The organism is Mesorhizobium sp. M0772 (genome assembly GCF_040320135.1).
GTDB lineage: Bacteria > Pseudomonadota > Alphaproteobacteria > Rhizobiales > Rhizobiaceae > Mesorhizobium.
Genome location: NZ_JAMYPB010000054.1, coordinates 22,220 through 38,888, shown reverse-complemented (window position 1 = coordinate 38,888; position 16,669 = coordinate 22,220). Strand labels below are relative to the sequence as shown.

Genomic DNA, 16,669 nt, shown 5'->3' with positions numbered 1-16,669 from the left:
ATCGTCCAGTGGCAGCAGCGTATAACGCCGAAAGGCGACGATGACCGCCTCTTCCTCAGTCGATAGCACTGTCGACTTCGGATCTCTGGGGCCAGTCGGAAGATCGGCGGCCGACGTCCGGTTCCTCCACTTCCTAACCGTCTTCTGATTGATGCCGTAGCGCTTCGCCAGCGCCCTCAGGCTCTCTTGACTATGCTGTATCGCTCGACGGATCGCCTCTGTCGTCGTGGCGCTCCCATGAAGAACCTGGCCCATAGCGCATCCTTTGATTCGGACGAAAAGTATGCACCATCAAAGCCTGGGATCAAACAGCTAGATAGAGTGGCAGGAATGCCTAATCGGGGCTCCGTCTCGGAAGGGGCGTCGATGTATCGGAAGCGCGTCGCCTTTCGGCGCCGCCTTCCTTCTTCACGAAGGTCCATGGAGGATTGCCGACCACGGGGTCGAAAGATCGGCTTGTGATCGGAGTGGGCAGATCCACCCCGACTGAACCTGCCTCAAATAGGGTGTTATCGATCAACCGGGCCCAACTTGACGTCGCGGGTGCCGCTGATGGACCCGCGCCTGGTCGAGTTGGTGCGTCAACGCGTCCCGAACGCGACCGCGCCTCCAACGGCCTACGCTCGCCGCCTACCTGCTGCAAATCGCCATGCGTGGAGGCTATCTCGCCGGCAAACATAATCCGCCTCCCGGCAACATGGTCGCCCGGCGCGGCATGACCCGCTTGCACGACATCGCCTTCGGCATCTCCATTGAATCAAGCCGACGATGTGGGTAATCGAAAGGCGGTGAAGGCCTAGCCGGAGGCGTACGCAGCGCAATCCAGTTGCGCAACAGGTTCGCATTCACGCCGTACGCCAGCGCAAGCCCGCGACCGAAACCCCGGGCTCAAGACACGCTTTGATCAGACGGGCCTCACGACCGCGTCAGACTGACGATTGCCGTCCCCAGCACCGTGATGACCGCAACCTTTCCACTGCCAAGTTCGTCCATCTCTTGCATTGATAATGGACACATCTCTGCGATCCTGCTCACAAAGGCCTATGTGCAGAAATTGAACGCTTACCGACATTTCTGTCGGGTTTGTCGAGTCCGCCCGACCGGCTGCAAAGCCTTTTCATGTCCGGTCTCGGGAAAAATAGCTGAACAGCAAGGAAACCTCTTGCTTCAGCTCGTGTCATCCTAATGGGCACAAATTTTGAATGTACTTCGTTGCCGAACCGGTACCGCCTGCCGCCATTCACACGGCAGGCGTTCGAAAGCATTAGATGCTCTAGATCAGCGTCTAATTAAAAGGATCGCGTTATGCCGAATAAAAAGAAGAAATCCTATTCCCTATTGAAAGATGATGCTGTATGCGCAAGAATAATCAATACACGTAACACGAAAATCGTAGATACAGGCAGCAACAAAGGGAATGGCGTCTTCTCTGCTCGTCAATTCTTGCCAGGTGAGGTTGTCATGATTGGTTTAATCGACCGTTTGGAGGAAGTGAGGACGATATACACAATTCAAATGGATTGGAATGTCCACGCTCTCTTTGAGGAGCCAGCTATCCGTTCGAACCATTCTTGTAATCCTAATCTAGCGATCGTGCCTAACCGATTCGGAGCCTATGATTTTATCGCTATTCAGGAAATCTCTCGTGACGTCGAATTGACCTGGGATTATGCTACCTCAGAGAGCGAGAGTATCGCGGTACCAGTCTGTCTTTGTTCAGCGGCAAATTGCCGAAAATCTGCCGGCGGCTTCTTCACGTTGCCTCCGGATCATCCGATGCTCTCTGCAGGGTTCTACGCTCCCTATCTCCAACGGAACTCTGGACGGTTTCCGAGGGGGATAGGAATGTTTGCAGAGTTGGTTGGCTCCTAGAGCAGAATCTGATCACTCAGGCTCGTATCCTGCGGCGCAGAAGTAGTTTGAGCACTCCTCGGCGGTGAAGCGTGGCAAGGCGTCGCGGATTGCGTCCCAAAGCTCGGGGATGTTGCGTGCGGCGGCTTTCCTGAGGATCGACTTCAGCTTGGAGAAGGCATTCTCGATCGGGTTAAAGTCGGGGCTGTAAGGCGGTAGGAAGAGCATTCGCGCGCCGGCCGCTTCGATCGCTTGGGCGGCGGCGACTTTGTGAGCGGGCAGGTTGTCGAGGATGACGATGTCACCAACTCGAAGCGTAGGCGCCAATACATGCTCGGCATAAGCGGCGAACCATTCACCCGTCATCGGTCCGTCGAGGACCATCGGCGCAGTCATGCCCGTCAGGCGCAATGCGCCTGTAAAAGTAGTCGTTTTCGAGTGCCCGTGCGGGATCGGAGATCGGCACCGCATGCCCCGCTTTGCCCGTCCACGCAGGCGAGCCATCTTCGTCGATGCGCCGGTCTCGTCGATAAAGACCAACCGTTCGGGATCGAGATCAGGCTGGGCCTTGAACCAGGCGCGTCGCCGCGCGAGCACGTCGGGCCGATCCTGCTCGCTGGCGTGCGCTGTTTTTTTTGAAGGTTATCGAGTGAAAGCGCCAGATCGTGCTCGGCGCGAACACGACCGCATGCTCCGCCCTGAGAAATTCAGCCAACTCGACCAGTGTGATGTCGTCCTGACCTTCGATCACCGCTAGGATCGTATCCCGGTAGGCTTCGATCCGCTGGGAGCGCTTGTCTCCGCCTTGGGGCTTTGCCCGCGTCGCGCCGCTCTCTCGCCATTCGCGGACCCAGCGGACCGCGCTTGCCGCGGCAACACCGAAACGATCCGCCGCAGCCCGCCGCGACAGGCCACTCTCAACCGCTGCGATCACTCGCGAACGCAAATCCTCCGATATGGCTCTAACCATGCCTGCTGGCCTCCATACCCAGCCGACATGATGAATCAGATATTCTCCCCGATGGGAATCCCTCGCGATTCCATCAGGTCAGATTATGCTCTAGGCGGATCAAGGCGAAGAAATACACCCGCGGTGGCTCCGCCTGATCAAGACACATCGCATTTTCCAGCAATCCAACATCAAAATCTCGGCCCTGTGACGGGGCCGACCTCTCGCAATGTCGGCGAGTATTCGAACCGACCCATGTTCAAGGAGCTCTTATGACAAGTGAGAAAACTGGGTAGTCGCGTGCACCGTCGACGCACTCCAACCCGAGGAAGCCCTGAGGGTCGATGTCGGCTCCCGAACGTTTGTGTCGTGCGGTCGCCCGACGGCAAGTTCTTCGCGATGGATGGCCACTGCTCGCACGAAAAGGTGCATCTCGCCGATGGTATAGTCTACGGTGTCCCAATCATTTCGGCACCTTCGATTATCGATCTGGAGAGTCACGCGCCCTGCCGGCCTGTATCGACCTCAAAAGCTATCAAGTGAAGGTTGAAGCCGACTCCGTTTACATCAGGATGTGACCGAAAAGTCGATCGCGACCGGCGCAGCCAGAGGTTATTTCGCCTTTTTTATCGCGGCAACACACGCGAACTGGTCAGGAGGAACAAATGGAAGCGAACGAGCCATGGCCGTCGTTGGCGCGGCGAGGCTGGTCTCCTGCGTATAGGCTCCGATCACCTCGCCCACGGCATCTGCCGAGACGAGCCTTTCCTTTAGGCCTGCGAGGACGCGCTGCTCGATCTTCTCGCGGGTGATGGTACGGCCGTTGTCGCAGATGCCCCGCCGCTGTTGGTTGAGGCAGGCATAACGCTCGCGTGTGAACAGCCCGTAGTCATTTTCGTGAATGATTTTAGCAGCCAGCCAAAAACATAATCGCGTTCGACATTCGGATGAAGGATGTCAAACTCAATGGCCTTGGCCTTTATTTCGTTCTGTCCGATCATCCGGCGAACATACTTATCCTCAGACAACTCTGTCCAGGTGCGACGGCGCAACATCCACTAAAGAGCATCACGCGTTTCAGCCCTGTTTGCATCGGCTCTCGGCGTTACCTACCGGTCCGCTTCGTACTTCAACTCCACCACTAAGTTTAGTTTCTGCGACTGCTCAAGAACAGATTGGTGGTAGGTCCCGCCAGAAGCTGCTTCTAATTTGAACATCAGGGGACCAAGCGCGGGGCAGTCAGCCTCAATGTTCATCTAACAAACTGAGGTCCTACCGACGGCCGATCTGCAGCGCGTATGGGATGAATTTAGGGACTCAAGCCGACTACCCAATCGCCAGACTGATCTGCAGATCGCCGTCACCTGGGAGCGAACGGCCCACGCCGGAAAGACTCTTCGTTAAATATGGGCTCTTGACTAGCTGACGGACCGCCCTGCAGAGGATTTCTTGGCTTGCCGATTCCCAAACTTGGCTATTACTCGTCACTCAACCCGCCTTTAGAGAAAGCAGCGGCTTGTCGAGATAGGACCATGGATCGGCCAGAAAATCAGCGCTGGTCGCGAGGCAACGCATCAGAGCCGCACGCCAATGGTTGAAACTGTAATCGCAGTCATACAAGTTTGCGGATGCAAGGAAGAATGCCTTGATGAGCTCGGCTTCGTTCGGCTTGCCACGAAACATTCGTAAGGACGGCTTGAGATTGAAGAGGAAGATGTTGATCGGATCAAAATAGCGGTCGTTGAGCTTAAGGCGGTGGAGCTGGAATTTCAGACGCTCACTTAGTCCGGCTGGCAGCAACGTCGGGTCGATTCGGAACGTAACTACGAGCGAACCAGCTGTGTATCCGGCCTCGGCAAATAAGAATGTGAAGTCCGGAATATCCTGAAAGTATGTGTGAATCATCCCCTTTCCCGCGACCGGCTCTAGGGTGCCTTTGGCTCGATTGCACGGTTGGCAGCTTGGAACGAGATTTCGGGAATAAATCGACAGGGCCCGATAATCGTCCTTAGGAAGATGGTGGTCGAGCGTGGTGGCGGCTTCGAAGCCGCAGAGCGGACATTCGATCACTGCCGCCATCAGCGTGCCCCGGAGTTTGGAAAGGCGGCCCTTTTTCTGAACCTCATTGTACGCGGTGTGTAGCGCATCCTTGCAAGCATCGAGGGTCACAGGGATCAGACTCGGGTCGGGTTCGCCGAGCAAGCTGTCATAGCCCTGATACAGCGTGGCAACCGCAAGTCGCTCCGCGTCGGTCAGATGGTAAGCGACGGTCCCGTCCTTGTGAATTAGGGCGGCGTCGAGTTGGTCATCGATGTCACCGACATCGGGGAGATCGACCTTCCACATCTGTTAGCCTTCGCGCGACGCAATCAGGCTCATGACATAGGCGCGAGCCTGAAGGCTCATCCCCGGTCGAACAGCTTCTCAATGTCGGCGAGAGTGAGCTTGCGCTCGACGAGCGTACGAAGCGTCTGATGAAAATCTGCCGATCCGGCATTCAAGCCGAATACCTCGTCCGTGATCTCGCCGATGCTCTCGCCGTAGGTTTCGATCCTGGAGGGCATTATCGTCACTACGTCGCCGGAGTGGTTGATCACCGAGACATGACGGCCAAGCGTCTCCTGAGCAACGACCGGCGAATGAGTAGCAACGACGGCAAAGGAGTCATTTCGAACAAGGATAATGCGGACGGCGTGCATCAACGTGGCTAACAGCGGCGGGTGAAGATGGCTCTCAGGCTCGTCTATCAGTACGATCGCCTTGGGCTGGGTGTACGCGACCAAGGTTGCTATTGTGTGCAGGACAATCTTGTGTCCCGTGCTCCAAGTCATGAACGTGGCCCTACGATCATCGCCGAGCAAAGCATCGGGGGATTGATTCAGAACGTCGGAAAACGAGGGATCGGTAAGGAGCAGCTTTAAGACCCGATCGAGCAACCGCCACCTGTCGGAGTTCATGATTAGATTGATGATATTCGCGTACTCGTCCGCAAGTTGATCGGCCGACTTCAGGTATGTTCGATCTTGCCGGTCGAGCGCGAAGGGATCGTCGGGCCCAGGCCCTTGGCGGGCCGCCTCCTCGTCGAGCCGCTCCTCCAGTTCGCGCGCAATATCGCGCAATCCAGAAAAGACGTAGCGGCCGGTGCCGGATCTCAGGTCGCTGACGATCTGGCGTTTGTCCTGCGGGCTGACGCCTGGCACTTGGAAGGTATCGAAGGCGCTGTATGCAACAGCGATGATCCGGGAGAAGCCGATTCCGACCGGCTCAATCGTGCCTAGTCGGGAAATGAGATCGCCAGCCCGTTCGGCTTGCGAAGCGTGAATGACACGGGCGAGCCTGGCCAGAAGCGTACTCTTGCCCGACCCGTTACGCCCAGTGACGACCGCAACTCTCTCTGGCAGCTTCCCTGTCTTTGCAAAGTATGTGGAGTCGTCGGTTGGGGCCTCGAAATGAAGCTCCAGCGGTGCCGACCATCCCGCCAAGCTAAAGGTCAGCGCCAGCCCCACTGACGGAAGCGCGCTGTAGTCCCGCTCAAGGAGCATCTGGGCCAATGGGACATAGCTGGCGGTATCCAGGTCCCGTGTGATTGAGGTCCTCCATCCTTCCTCGTTTTCAAACAATTTCGCGTGATCGGGAGTGGCAACCGAATCGCGCAAAAAGGATGTGATCTCATCGCGATGATCCTTGGGAATAGAGGCGAGCCGCTCATAGTAGTCTAACGATTGACCAAGTGAACAGAATTCCTCGGACAGCGGCGCAAGCGGCCCAACCGGCAAAATGCTTGCGATCGAGGTTGTCTGCCCCCTCCGCAGGATCTTCACATTTCCAATGAAAACCTCTTCGCCGGAGCCGTAATAGAAGATGTGATATTGTGTTTTGAACCCGAAGTCGTCCCATCGGTCTTGTTGGAGGACGACTGTCGTGGTCGAATTTGGAGTGCCGCGCGACGGCGCTACGACCGAAAAATCCATGGTTGCCCTCCCGTTGGTGTTCACGACTACCACGCGGAAGATGCGAGCCACAATCTGCTCGCTCGCTAGTGTCGCGCTCAGAACTCTCGATCGCGAGGCAATCTGCGGTTAGAAGCTTCAACCTCCTAGGACTAGGAACAGCCTCACTCACTTGAAATGATGCGACGCTTGGGACAGGGCGTTGCGGTTCAGAACCTCCGAAGCGACACGACCAAAGCGTTGGTCCAGGCTGGCCCGATGACGGCTTAGATTAGTCATCGTCATCCTCCGTTTCGGGGACTTCGCCAGCTTGGAAGCCGCACATCTCCATGAACGTCCACGCCCGCAGCCAGTTGGAGATCTCGTTGACCTTCAGCTTGGAGACATCCTCCTGATAGCCGGCCACTGACGCATTCCGCGCATAGAAGGCGTTGAGGTAGTTGACGAAGGCCTCGCGCATCATCCCGGTCGGCCGGAATGCGAAGTTGTGCGAAATCGCCACCTCGCTCACGGAGGTGACGACCGCGCTCCACAACGGCAACTCGACCTCGCCAAGGCCGCCATGCGTCAGGCCGTCATTGGCGACGCGTTGAGCGAGCCGGATCAGCCGTCCATCGAAGGCGTAGAGCGGAGCCTCGATCAGCTTTGCATGAAGCACTTCATCGAGTTGTTCGGTAATTGCGTTAGCACGCTCGGGTTCGGCCAGCCGGAAAGGGTTCAGAGCGCAGATAAACAGGCTGCTCCGGTTCGACCAAGGGATTGAGTCCCAGAACTTCCTAACGAAGCAGAAGCCGTGCAGCCGTTCTGCCTCCATCAGCTGGGCTGCATAATTGCTGAGCCCAGTGAGGTGCTTTCGCGTCCACTCGTTGGGCGAGCCGTCGTCCTCCTTGTTGTCGATCCAGCCCGGTATGTCATCGATGGTGACTACCACACATCCCAGGCGTCATGCGACGCGCCTGAACTCATCGTCGCTCGGCACATGGAGCTGCAGGCTCAGGCTTTCGAGCGCGTCGGTGACGAAAACCGGCGCATAAATTAAGACATCGCGGTCGGCGATCAGCAGGTCATATAGATAGGCTTGGCGGGTGATCTTCACGTCCATCGTCGAAACCAGGACGTTGGTAATGTCTTTGTGGCCGGACAAGGCGAACATGCCGGCGATGTAATTGCTGTAGGCGAACAGTTCGGAAAACGCGTTGCGCTCTGCCGCACGGTCCACCTTTAGCTCGAGAATGAAGAGCCCATCCTCTTGGTGCCCCAGGAGATCGAGCTCCATTGGGCGGGTGTGGTCGGTGGGCAGCTTAATCTTGCTGCCCAGAAACTCTCCGTATCGAACCGAATTGTGCAGTCTCCTGAGCTTGGCTAGGGCCCGCGCTTTGATGATTCGCCAGAGTTGGAAGTGGTCCTCGTCGTCCCCAGGCTTTTCGTTTAACGCCGCCGTGTCGTCGACCAGGTCGGTTAACCCGCTCTTGAACAGGTAGCTGTGGACCGCCTCCTCGCTGAATTGGCCCAAATTGCTCTCCTGCGCCAAGTGGGAGATCATTGCCGTCTGCGCGTAAAATACAGGTAAACTTGGCAACAAGCGCGGCGGCTATGGCAATTGGAAGCCCAGTCACGTGGAAACGCCTACGACGACTTAGCGGTCAGGATCGGCCCACCCTTGCAAGTAACTGGGCCAAGTGCTGAAGGCCGATGGTCGTTGCGCTCAAAATATCGACGTCTTGTAACTCGATCGCGTCCTTAACCTTGTCGCTGGCGCCCAAGCAAACTGGCTCAGCCGTGCTTGGCCGGAACGATCCACCAAGAGATACGAGTTCTGCCTTGTGATATCAGAGCTCGAGGACATATCCAATCCAGCGCTATGCTGGACAATGACATGGCCGGGAGTTGCCAGCGCCAGACGAAATGTCTGTCCCACTGCGCCGATCGGACCGTTGGAACATTCGTAGCGAACGTTACTACTCTCGCTAACTGTGCACCCATGGGCGCGCACGATATCATCACAACCATGAGGGCCGTTCTGAAGAATACAAGACATGCGAGATCACCGCGAATGAACGTAGAACAGTGCTCGACTTAGATGCCATGCGGAATTTCCGGATAGGACATTTTATTCCCCTCTGATATCTGTTGTCATCACTTTCGATGAGATACGAGATGCTGACGCGGTGCAAGTAGCCGCCTCGGTGACATACACGGGGGGAATATGAGATTCTATCGCGTAACAGCCGCAGTTGCTATTTTTGTGGTCGTCTTGGCAGCGGGACTCTGGTGGGGTTTGCCTCTTCTTGCCAAGAGCTACCTGGAAGAGCGTCTCGGCAAGATCGAGTTTGAAGATGTTGTAAAGGCCGCGGATCGGCAGAACCGAGACGCCTTGGCAGGCCTTGGCGAGGCGGTCATCCTGATCGACGTCCCGGCCGATCCGGTGATCGCGGCGATCAAGGACTCCCTGATCAACGCCGCAGCGACCGCCGATCTGAAAGAGGGCTGGAAACTGGCCTTGGATGGCGAGCCCGTCGTCAGTTTCCATCCCTCCGATCTCCGCGTCGCGGCCCCGGTCACACTTTCGAGCGACAAGATCGGGTCCGCGAGCCTCACCTTGACCCTCGATGTGGTGCCTTTCGTTTCGGACGATGCGCTGCATGCAAAACCTGTCGTCACTGGCGTCAAGATCCGCTCGCTCAGGGCGCGAGGTCTGAAATTCCCTGACGCAGTGGCGGGCCTTTTTGAGAATGTCGTCACGGCGTCGCTCGCTGCGCTCAATGCGAAGATCCCCACTCAGCATATCCCCCTGAAGCTTCCGGAAAATCTTCTGGAACAAGCTAAGGCGCGGCCCGCGGTCTATGTCAGCAACGCAGGTATCGCGGTGCTTCTCGGATCGCTTGCAGCAAGTCCGGGCGCGCAAGTCGCAAACTATGGCGACGCCTTCGTTGAGACGGCAAAGACCATCTTGCCATCATACGCGCCTGGGAAAGGCGTTGTCGCGGTAAAGCCGAAAGGCAAAAGTCTTCACGATGTCAGTGACGCCTTGCGCGATGATTCCGCCGCGAGCAATCTCGCAGCCTTCGAAGCGATGCTTGCCATGGACGGTTCTGTTCCGCCGGAAACGATCGCGCCTACCACTTTCGCTGGCTTGGCCATCGCCAACGCGGAAGGACGATGGTTCGAGCGTCGGCTGAAGGGGATCGTCCTCGATGCGATCGCCAAGATTAAGGTAGAAGACGTCGTCTTGACGGTGAAGCCGGACGACGTGATCGTCAAACTACAGGACGGCGTCGCCGAAGCCACCGCGTCCGGCAAGGCCGTTCTCGGCGGCGGCAAGCTTAGCGTCGACTTCAGCCTGACGGCCTGGGCGGTGATGCGCGCAGCACCGGGCGGGGTAATTGTCAATTATGCGCCCCGCGAAATCCGAATATCAAACCTGAGCGTGGCCTGGGGCGATCGGGGAACCACGCTCACAATCCCCTACGAGGACGGGTTGGGCCAGGTCGTGGCGCGGCTTATCGCCAATCTTCCGGAATCCCTGCTGAAAATTCCGGCGATCGACATCAAGGTCGCGAGCGACGACGGCGCCTTCAAGCTTGCCACGACAATCCCCTCGACCACGATCAACTTCACCGGACGCGCCGCCGTGATCTCCCCAGAGGGTGTCGAGATCTTTGCAGTTCCTTCGCTTGAACAGGAACCGGCCCAACTTCCGCAGCCGGAGCTCAAACCCGGTCAGCTGGCCCGGCTAATCGCGCTGTCGGAGAAAGCACGTCTATCGGTCGTCGGAGAAACCAATGACAGCCTGTCACTTGCGGTTGCAAAGCCGGGTTTTGCACATCTCCTTGAGGCGGCGTGGATCAAACTGGACCCGAGCATCTCAGCTCATTTCAAGGATGACACCACCTTCGATGCCGGCGAAATCCCGATTGTACCCGCCGATGCGTCGTGCGGCAATCCGTGCAAGGGCGTGGAAAGCTGCGGCGACATTCTGAGCTGTAAAATTAACATCTGCGAAGAGACCGTTACTGGAACACTGTGCAGCTTTTGCCCCCGGTTTGTTCCAGGTTGCTCGGAAGTCTGTAAACCCATTAAGGAACTGATCTGCAAATCTCATGACGACAGCAATTGCATCGACCGCATAAAGTCTTGTGGCGAAGAGGTGACCAAATGCACCACGGCTTGGTCATCTGGGCTGCAACTGGCTTGCGAAGCTGCTCTACAGACGATCGAGGCCACGGATCTGAGAGGGCTTGCCAAAGTATCCGGCGGTACGGCGTTTGATGCTTCGGCGGCGACCATGCCCAGCGCACGTCTCGTCGTAAAACCCGATCTTACAGGTCTGGACCTGACGATCGAAGCGTCCGCGCAGGCGGGTCTCGACGCTTGGCTGAACATCGTATGGACCGATTTCGGGAACTTGTTGGCGTGTCCGAGCGGCAAGCTCGCGGTTCATCTCGACGCATCGGCTTCGCTGACCACGCCGAAGCTGACGAGCAGCATCACCTGGGCGCCGAGCCCGGACACGCTGAAGGCGACTCTTTCTTTCGGCAAGGCAGAAGTCCTCCTCAAGTCCGATCCACCGCTGGAGAAGCTTATTACAAGCAACCCTGGATTGCTCACTTGCGCTGCGGGACAGGCAATTGTCGGCCTTACAATCGTCGCGCTGCCCAAACTGACACAAGGTTTGCTCGCCGATGCGATCCGGGCCGCGCTACCGGGCGATAAGAATGCCAAAATGGCTGCCTTGCTAATCGACGGTGAGTATCGCGCCTCGGGCAATATCCCTTCAACGTCGGTGGACATTCCCGCGACCGAAGTGATGGTGCTGAATCAATCTTTGAAGCTCGTTCCGAGGATGGCCGACAACGCCGTCATCATCGGCACGGGGCCCATCGAGGAATGATCCTACAATGATTGCAGGTTCTTGCACTTTTGGGCCTAAGCGGGATCGCGATGCGCGGTTGATCGTACGCATCGTAGTTGAACGGGTTTTTGGGCGGAGTGGGGTGCTATCGGAGCCCATTACCGGCCTCCCAGTTCGTCCGACCGGTCGCACGGTCACGCCGACATTCACCGCGAAGCCCGCTGTTTTCGAAACATTTTCTGGAAATGGTCCAGTAGCTCGAGGTACTGATGGATAGCATCTCCTGAATTCTAAGCATCGGCGATCGAATAAGAAAAATTTTGCGCAAATGGTCAATTTTCCGGCCAAGAAATTCGGCAAATGCCAATATCTGGCTGTACGCAGACTGGAAAATGGCAGTATTCCGGAGAATGATGCGCCTCGAAAACATGCGCAGTGGGCAGCACTGAAATTTGAGTTGAAGGGGCGCCATGGCGAAGAAGCCGGCATAGCGCATCTGGCTCGACTACGCTGCGGCGGCCACAAAGATGTGCTGCACAATTTGTCCGAACTAGCGGCCGACAGGAGCTTGTTGTGGACTGTTTCGGACGAAGGGCGGACCTTCGAGTGCCTGAAGGCGAACGAAGCCGGATATGTGCTCGCCGGTCAGTATCGAATTGACGACTTGATTGCGCGCTGGCCCGGCGCCGGGGAGAAGAAAGGGGGAGCGGATCTGGACCTGGAAGCGGTCAATGTCGCTCAAGGAGCACTCTGGCTTTGCGGCTCGCATTGTCATGTCCGTCTGACCTCCGAGGACGACGATAAGGATCAACTCCGGTCCAAGATACGCCCCCGGCCAAGCCGGCATTTGCTGGCGCGCATCCCCCTCATGGACGATGCATTGCGCCTGGGGGCGGTGAAAGTCGTCCCAAGGAAGGGGCCAGGTTCCATTCGCGGAGTACTGGCCGGCGATGCTTATCTCAAGCCATTCCTCGATCTGCCGTGCAAGGAGAACGGCCTCGATATTGAAGGTCTGATCGTAACTGAAAGCGAGGTCCTTCTGGGGCTTCGCGGTCCGCGGCTCGACAATAGCGCCGTCATCGTTTACCTAAGTCTCAACAAGGACCTTGAGGTAAGAGCTACAGGTTGTCCTTTCTCGATCTCGGTAGCTTGGCGATCTGTGACCTTAGCCAGAATGGAACCGACATTTTTATCATCGCGGGCCTGGTGGGCGATGCCATGGGCCCGTTTCGACTCTATCGCTGGAAGCCAGACGTGACCCCGCTTATCCAGCACCCCGAAAAGCTCTACGATTGGCCGACTGGCAGCGAAAAGCCGGAAGGGTTGTGCTTTCTCGAGCGAAACGGGAAGCCCGGTCACCTGATCGTCTATGATCGGCCCGACGAGAGCCGGATCGAGGGTAGTGCCTACGCGGCAGACTGGATGGCGACCGACTAGGCTGCGTTGAGATTGATCGTGATCCTAAGACAACAGCGGCAATAGCAGGTGGACAGAACACTGTGGAGCGCGAGAATGGGCCTTAGAGCAGTCACGGCATGCTTCTGGATGATCCTTGGGCTGTTACCGGGATACGCCAAAAGCGTTGACCTCCCGCCTGCCGTCATTTCCAAAACCATCGAAGGCATTGCGATCAATTTCCCAGTTGGCATCACTGCAAGCAGAAATGATCCAGCGCAGCCCGTCGCCATCGCGTTGACGATTGGCCTGTCCGACCTTGTGGCCAAGGTCGATCCCTTGATCGGGTCCGTTTGGACAAAGCGACACATCGACCTTGGCGGCAGGCTGACGCACAACGGCACCCTCCTTTCGATCGAAAGTCCGGCACTTCGCGCCAAGGTGCATTTTCACGTGCGTCCCGAAGTCGTGCCAAGCTCCAATGGCAGCGTTGTGGCTTATTTCAAACCGACAGTAGCGGACAATCGTGTCGCGCTTACCGGTCGTATCGCGGAGTTCAACATCTCGAACGATTTCACGCGAAATGCCGCTCAGGCGTTACATCTCGACGACTTGGTAATGGACCAGTTGGGCGGCCTGCTGAATGAGGCACTTGCCGCGCCAGGTGCAGGCTTGGCTCTGCCACCGGCGGTGCAGGCCCTCGGCGTGACCCTCACAACCGCCAGCTTCGTCATGATCGACGCTAAGCCAAGTCTGGTCGTCGAAGGCACCTTGCCGGCCGTAGCCGGACTATTGCTCAACCTCTGAAGTGAGAGACGTAGATGAATTCGAAGCTGAATGCAGGCGAGCCACATCCTAGCGATGATCCTGCGACAAATGGCATTACGCTTGCGACAACGCAGAAGCTTTGGCTCTCGATTGCCCTCGCGACAACCTTGTTCGTCATTGTCGCGCATGGCCAAACACAAGGCTCGGACATCGATCCCAAGCTGAGTGTAGTTGTCGGCTTTTCGTTCGTGCCAGGTCTGCTGGACTCGATCGTAGCGATGTGGGCCATCCTGATCGTGTCGATCTTGCTCATCCTCAACGCAGCGGTCATGCGCGAGCATGCCCATCGCTCAGGCCCAACCTGGTACGAGCGATATCCGTTCCGGCTTTGGGATGCGTCGCCGTCAACAGGCCTTGGGCGAAAAGCCCAGTTTCTCGCCTATGTTTTCTTCTCGATCCTGCCGCTTTTTGCACTCGGGCATTTCTGGCGCGTGTTCCTTGGCGAGGGCAAGCTCTGTACCGAAGTCAAAGACAAATGGGGTCCCTTGGCCGCAGGAGCGAATGATTTCTTCCGATTTCCAGCAGATGCCACCTTCGGACATATCTTCGGCGACTATTATCGGCTGGCCGGCGAAGTCGTCGGGCCAGATGCTTGCAAGGACGCGACAACCTTCTTCGCATTCGTCCAACCGGTTGTCATGCTGCTGCTGAGTGTATTCGCTTTATTCGTCACGGTGCGTGCCCTCTCGCTCGTCTGGCGGGCAAGTAGTCGGGAGCATCAGCGCTGTGGCGATCGAGACGTATTACACCAAGGCAGGCAAGCCCTAATTTCTGCGTTCCCCCGACAGGCCGCTCGCTGGCAGATGAGAGGATGGAGTGGCGTAGAGCCAGAGAACGGGAGGGTGTTGGGGGTGCCCCGTACGCATCCGGTGAAGACCGCAGACGTGCGTATCCGGCGGCCATGAGCACCTGAGCACAGCGGTGCTGGGGTCAAGCTTTCGATGGGGAGACGCGATGATATTCGTCGAGGAGGAGTTTGACCTCCTCGATGCCTTCATCGGTGAAGGCCAAGATCCCGTCGTCATCGATGGCCCCGTACACCCAGATGACGCCGTCCTCGGGCTCGAGACCGAGGGTCAGGTCCTGGATGAGCGCTTCGCTGACGCCGAGGTCCCTGGCGACACGTTCGACGGTGTATACGTGATGCACCTTATTGCGCTGCATGATCAGGCCGCCGCTGGTTGGGTCCGCAGTTGTGCGGATCTCCAATTCCACGGCAGCAAATCATCGATCCGATGGGCTGGGTGGGCTGCGATGCGCGCCAGGATATCGGCGAGCCAAGCCTGAGGGTCGATGTCATTCAACTTGGCGCTGAGATCAGGCTGTAGAGAACGGCAACGCGCTGTCCGCCGCGATCGGAACCGCAGAACAGCCAGGACTTTCTGCCGAGAGCGATGCCGCGCAGGGCTCGCTCGGCGGCATTGTTCGATAGGCAAATGCGCCCATCATCGAGGAACCGGGTGAAGGATGACCAGCGGCGCAGCATGTAGTTGAAGGCCTTGGTCAGATCGTGTCCGCGCGAGAGCTTGTCGCGCGTCTCGATCATCCAGCGCTCAAGCTCGGTGACCTGCGGCACGCTCCGCTCCTGCCGCACGGCGTGGCGTTGGGCCGGCGACAGGCCGTTGATCTCGCGCTCGATATCGAACAGGGCATCGATGCGCTTCACGGCTTCGACCGCCAGCGGATAGACCAGGTTGGGCTTCGCCGTGCCCCTTCTTGCGCGCCGCCGCTTCGACATCGCTAGCTCGAACACTTTGCGCCGGCTGTGGGCCCAGCAGTTGGCTTCCAGAATAGGCGCCGGCTGACGGCCCGTCGCATAGAGATCGCCATAACCGCCATAGGCATCGGCCTGCAGAATGCCGCTCCAGCCGGCGAGATGCGCCGCGGGATGTTCGCCTCGACGATCGCGAGAATAATAGAACACTGCCGCCGGCGGATCGGCGCCGCCGAAAGGTCGGTCATCGCGCACATAGGTCCATAATCGGCCGGTATCGGTCTTGCCCTTGGCCAGGACCGGAACCGTCGTATCGTCGCCGTGCAGACGTGAAGCGGCCAGCACATGGGCTTCGAGCCGCTTGAACAGCGGCGTCAGCGCCGCGGCGCCGGCGCCGACCTGGCCGGCGAGCGTCGACAGGCTGAGCGGCACGCCTTCGGGGGCATAGCGTTCAGCCTGGCGGTTGAGCGGCTGATGCTGGCCGAACTTCTCGAACAGGATCATCGCCAGCAGGCCGGGGCCAGCCCAGCCGCGCGGGGTGGCGTGGAACGGCGCCGGAGCCTGGCTGATCGCCTCGCAGTCGCGGCAGGTAAACTTCTCCCGCACGTGCTGGATCACCTTCCATTGCCGCGGCACCACCTCCAGCGTCTCGGTGATATCCTCACCCAGCTTGCGCAGCCGATGACCGCCGCAGCAGTGGCAAGCGGTCGGCGCCGGCTCGACCACGCGTTCGCGCGGCAGATGCTCGGGAAATGGCTGGCGCGTCGGTCGCTTGCGCACATCAGGCGCCACCTCGGTGGTCCGGGCCGCTGCCTGCTCGGCGGCGATCTCGTCTTCCGTTGCCGTGCTCTCGAGTTCCTCGAAGGTGAGTTCCATCTGCTCGTGCAGGCGGGCGGCACGTTCAGAACTCTGACCATGCAGCGCCCGCTGCAGCTTCCGGATCGTCAGATCCTGATGTGCGATCAGCGCCGCATCATCCGATGCCTTGGCCCTGGCGATCGCCAGTTCGGCCTCGACCAGCACAGCGCGCGCAGCCTTGTCTTCGGCTCTGGCCAGCGCTGCGCTCAGCGCTGCTCTCAGCGCGCCAATGTCGTCCGGAACAGCATCCTGGGCGGTGGCAACCATGCCCT

At 58.2% G+C, this 16,669-nt stretch carries 13 protein-coding genes and 2 pseudogenes; 7 read left to right on the top strand and 8 right to left on the bottom strand.

Annotated elements, in window-relative coordinates; translation table 11 throughout:
* Positions 1 to 255: pseudogene (locus NKI06_RS26385) on the bottom strand (helix-turn-helix domain-containing protein); the annotation flags it as partial.
* A gap of 1,050 nt (positions 256 to 1,305) precedes the next feature.
* Between NKI06_RS26385 and NKI06_RS26380 the strand changes: the two are divergent.
* Positions 1,306 to 1,872 (top strand): SET domain-containing protein-lysine N-methyltransferase, encoded by a 567-nt coding sequence (locus tag NKI06_RS26380; RefSeq protein ID WP_084565921.1) that lies wholly within the window; start codon positions 1,306 to 1,308, stop codon positions 1,870 to 1,872.
* Between the two features lie 12 nt (positions 1,873 to 1,884).
* On the opposite strand, the gene NKI06_RS26375 is transcribed toward NKI06_RS26380, so the two are convergent.
* A protein-coding gene (locus tag NKI06_RS26375; RefSeq protein ID WP_352561484.1) for an IS630 family transposase occupies positions 1,885 to 2,821 on the bottom strand; the annotation gives its coding sequence in 2 pieces (ribosomal slippage) (positions 1,885 to 2,488 and positions 2,487 to 2,821; 939 coding nt in all).
* 313 nt (positions 2,822 to 3,134) lie between these two features.
* Between NKI06_RS26375 and NKI06_RS26370 the strand changes: the two are divergent.
* Positions 3,135 to 3,378 (top strand): annotated as a pseudogene (locus tag NKI06_RS26370) (Rieske 2Fe-2S domain-containing protein).
* A gap of 910 nt (positions 3,379 to 4,288) precedes the next feature.
* Here the strand turns inward: NKI06_RS26370 and NKI06_RS26365 are convergent.
* The 4 genes from NKI06_RS26365 to NKI06_RS26350 form a co-directional block, all read right to left on the bottom strand.
* The gene (locus tag NKI06_RS26365; protein WP_352987598.1) at positions 4,289 to 5,146 is read right to left on the bottom strand and encodes an HNH endonuclease; all 858 of its coding nucleotides are present in this window, start codon (positions 5,144 to 5,146) and stop codon (positions 4,289 to 4,291) included.
* Between the two features lie 56 nt (positions 5,147 to 5,202).
* A complete protein-coding gene (locus tag NKI06_RS26360; protein WP_352987597.1) occupies positions 5,203 to 6,771 on the bottom strand; it encodes an AAA family ATPase in 1,569 nt (522 codons plus the stop codon).
* 250 nt (positions 6,772 to 7,021) lie between these two features.
* A complete protein-coding gene (locus NKI06_RS26355; RefSeq protein WP_352987595.1) occupies positions 7,022 to 7,681 on the bottom strand; it encodes a hypothetical protein in 660 nt (219 codons plus the stop codon).
* A gap of 12 nt (positions 7,682 to 7,693) precedes the next feature.
* Positions 7,694 to 8,263 carry a hypothetical protein gene (locus tag NKI06_RS26350; protein WP_352561478.1) on the bottom strand — a complete coding sequence of 190 codons (570 nt, stop codon included), beginning with the start codon at positions 8,261 to 8,263 and terminating at the stop codon, positions 7,694 to 7,696.
* Between the two features lie 693 nt (positions 8,264 to 8,956).
* On the opposite strand from NKI06_RS26350, the gene NKI06_RS26345 reads away from it, so the two are divergent.
* The 5 genes from NKI06_RS26345 (at position 8,957) to NKI06_RS26325 (ending at position 14,730) form a co-directional block, all read left to right on the top strand.
* Entirely contained in the window at positions 8,957 to 11,641 is a 2,685-nt protein-coding gene (locus tag NKI06_RS26345) for a hypothetical protein (protein ID WP_352826414.1), read from the top strand.
* A gap of 289 nt (positions 11,642 to 11,930) precedes the next feature.
* Entirely contained in the window at positions 11,931 to 12,860 is a 930-nt protein-coding gene (locus tag NKI06_RS26340; RefSeq protein ID WP_352561475.1) for a DUF3616 domain-containing protein, read from the top strand.
* Positions 12,752 to 13,039, top strand: coding sequence for a DUF3616 domain-containing protein (locus NKI06_RS26335; protein ID WP_352498888.1), 288 nt, complete (start codon positions 12,752 to 12,754; stop codon positions 13,037 to 13,039). The genes NKI06_RS26340 and NKI06_RS26335 overlap by 109 nt, the downstream gene beginning before the upstream one ends.
* 75 nt (positions 13,040 to 13,114) lie before the next feature.
* The gene (locus tag NKI06_RS26330) at positions 13,115 to 13,804 is read left to right on the top strand and encodes a hypothetical protein (protein ID WP_352498887.1); all 690 of its coding nucleotides are present in this window, start codon (positions 13,115 to 13,117) and stop codon (positions 13,802 to 13,804) included.
* A 14-nt stretch (positions 13,805 to 13,818) separates the two neighbouring features.
* On the top strand, positions 13,819 to 14,730 hold the full coding sequence (locus NKI06_RS26325; protein WP_352987593.1) for a hypothetical protein: 912 nt from the start codon (positions 13,819 to 13,821) through the stop codon (positions 14,728 to 14,730).
* Between the two features lie 25 nt (positions 14,731 to 14,755).
* Here the strand turns inward: NKI06_RS26325 and NKI06_RS26320 are convergent, their stop codons facing one another.
* Complete coding sequence (locus tag NKI06_RS26320) at positions 14,756 to 14,989, bottom strand: hypothetical protein (RefSeq protein ID WP_352917438.1); 234 nt, start codon at positions 14,987 to 14,989, stop codon at positions 14,756 to 14,758.
* A 2-nt stretch (positions 14,990 to 14,991) separates the two neighbouring features.
* Positions 14,992 to 16,664, bottom strand: a protein-coding gene (gene tnpC, locus NKI06_RS26315; RefSeq protein ID WP_352561473.1) for an IS66 family transposase whose coding sequence is annotated in 2 segments (ribosomal slippage) — positions 14,992 to 15,140 and positions 15,140 to 16,664 — 1,674 coding nt in all. Because the reading frame shifts where the segments join, the coding sequence is not laid out codon by codon here.
* Between the last annotated feature and the right edge of the window lie 5 nt (positions 16,665 to 16,669).

Coding starts and splice junctions, on each gene's coding strand:
- NKI06_RS26345 (WP_352826414.1), top strand. CDS start 8,957: ATGAGATTCTATCGCGTAACAGCCGCAGTTGCTATTTTTGTGGTCGTC.
- NKI06_RS26360 (WP_352987597.1), bottom strand. CDS start 6,771: ATGGATTTTTCGGTCGTAGCGCCGTCGCGCGGCACTCCAAATTCGACC.
- NKI06_RS26325 (WP_352987593.1), top strand. CDS start 13,819: ATGAATTCGAAGCTGAATGCAGGCGAGCCACATCCTAGCGATGATCCT.
- NKI06_RS26380 (WP_084565921.1), top strand. CDS start 1,306: ATGCCGAATAAAAAGAAGAAATCCTATTCCCTATTGAAAGATGATGCT.
- NKI06_RS26340 (WP_352561475.1), top strand. CDS start 11,931: ATGGTCAATTTTCCGGCCAAGAAATTCGGCAAATGCCAATATCTGGCT.
- NKI06_RS26365 (WP_352987598.1), bottom strand. CDS start 5,146: ATGTGGAAGGTCGATCTCCCCGATGTCGGTGACATCGATGACCAACTC.
- NKI06_RS26330 (WP_352498887.1), top strand. CDS start 13,115: ATGGGCCTTAGAGCAGTCACGGCATGCTTCTGGATGATCCTTGGGCTG.
- NKI06_RS26320 (WP_352917438.1), bottom strand. CDS start 14,989: ATGCAGCGCAATAAGGTGCATCACGTATACACCGTCGAACGTGTCGCC.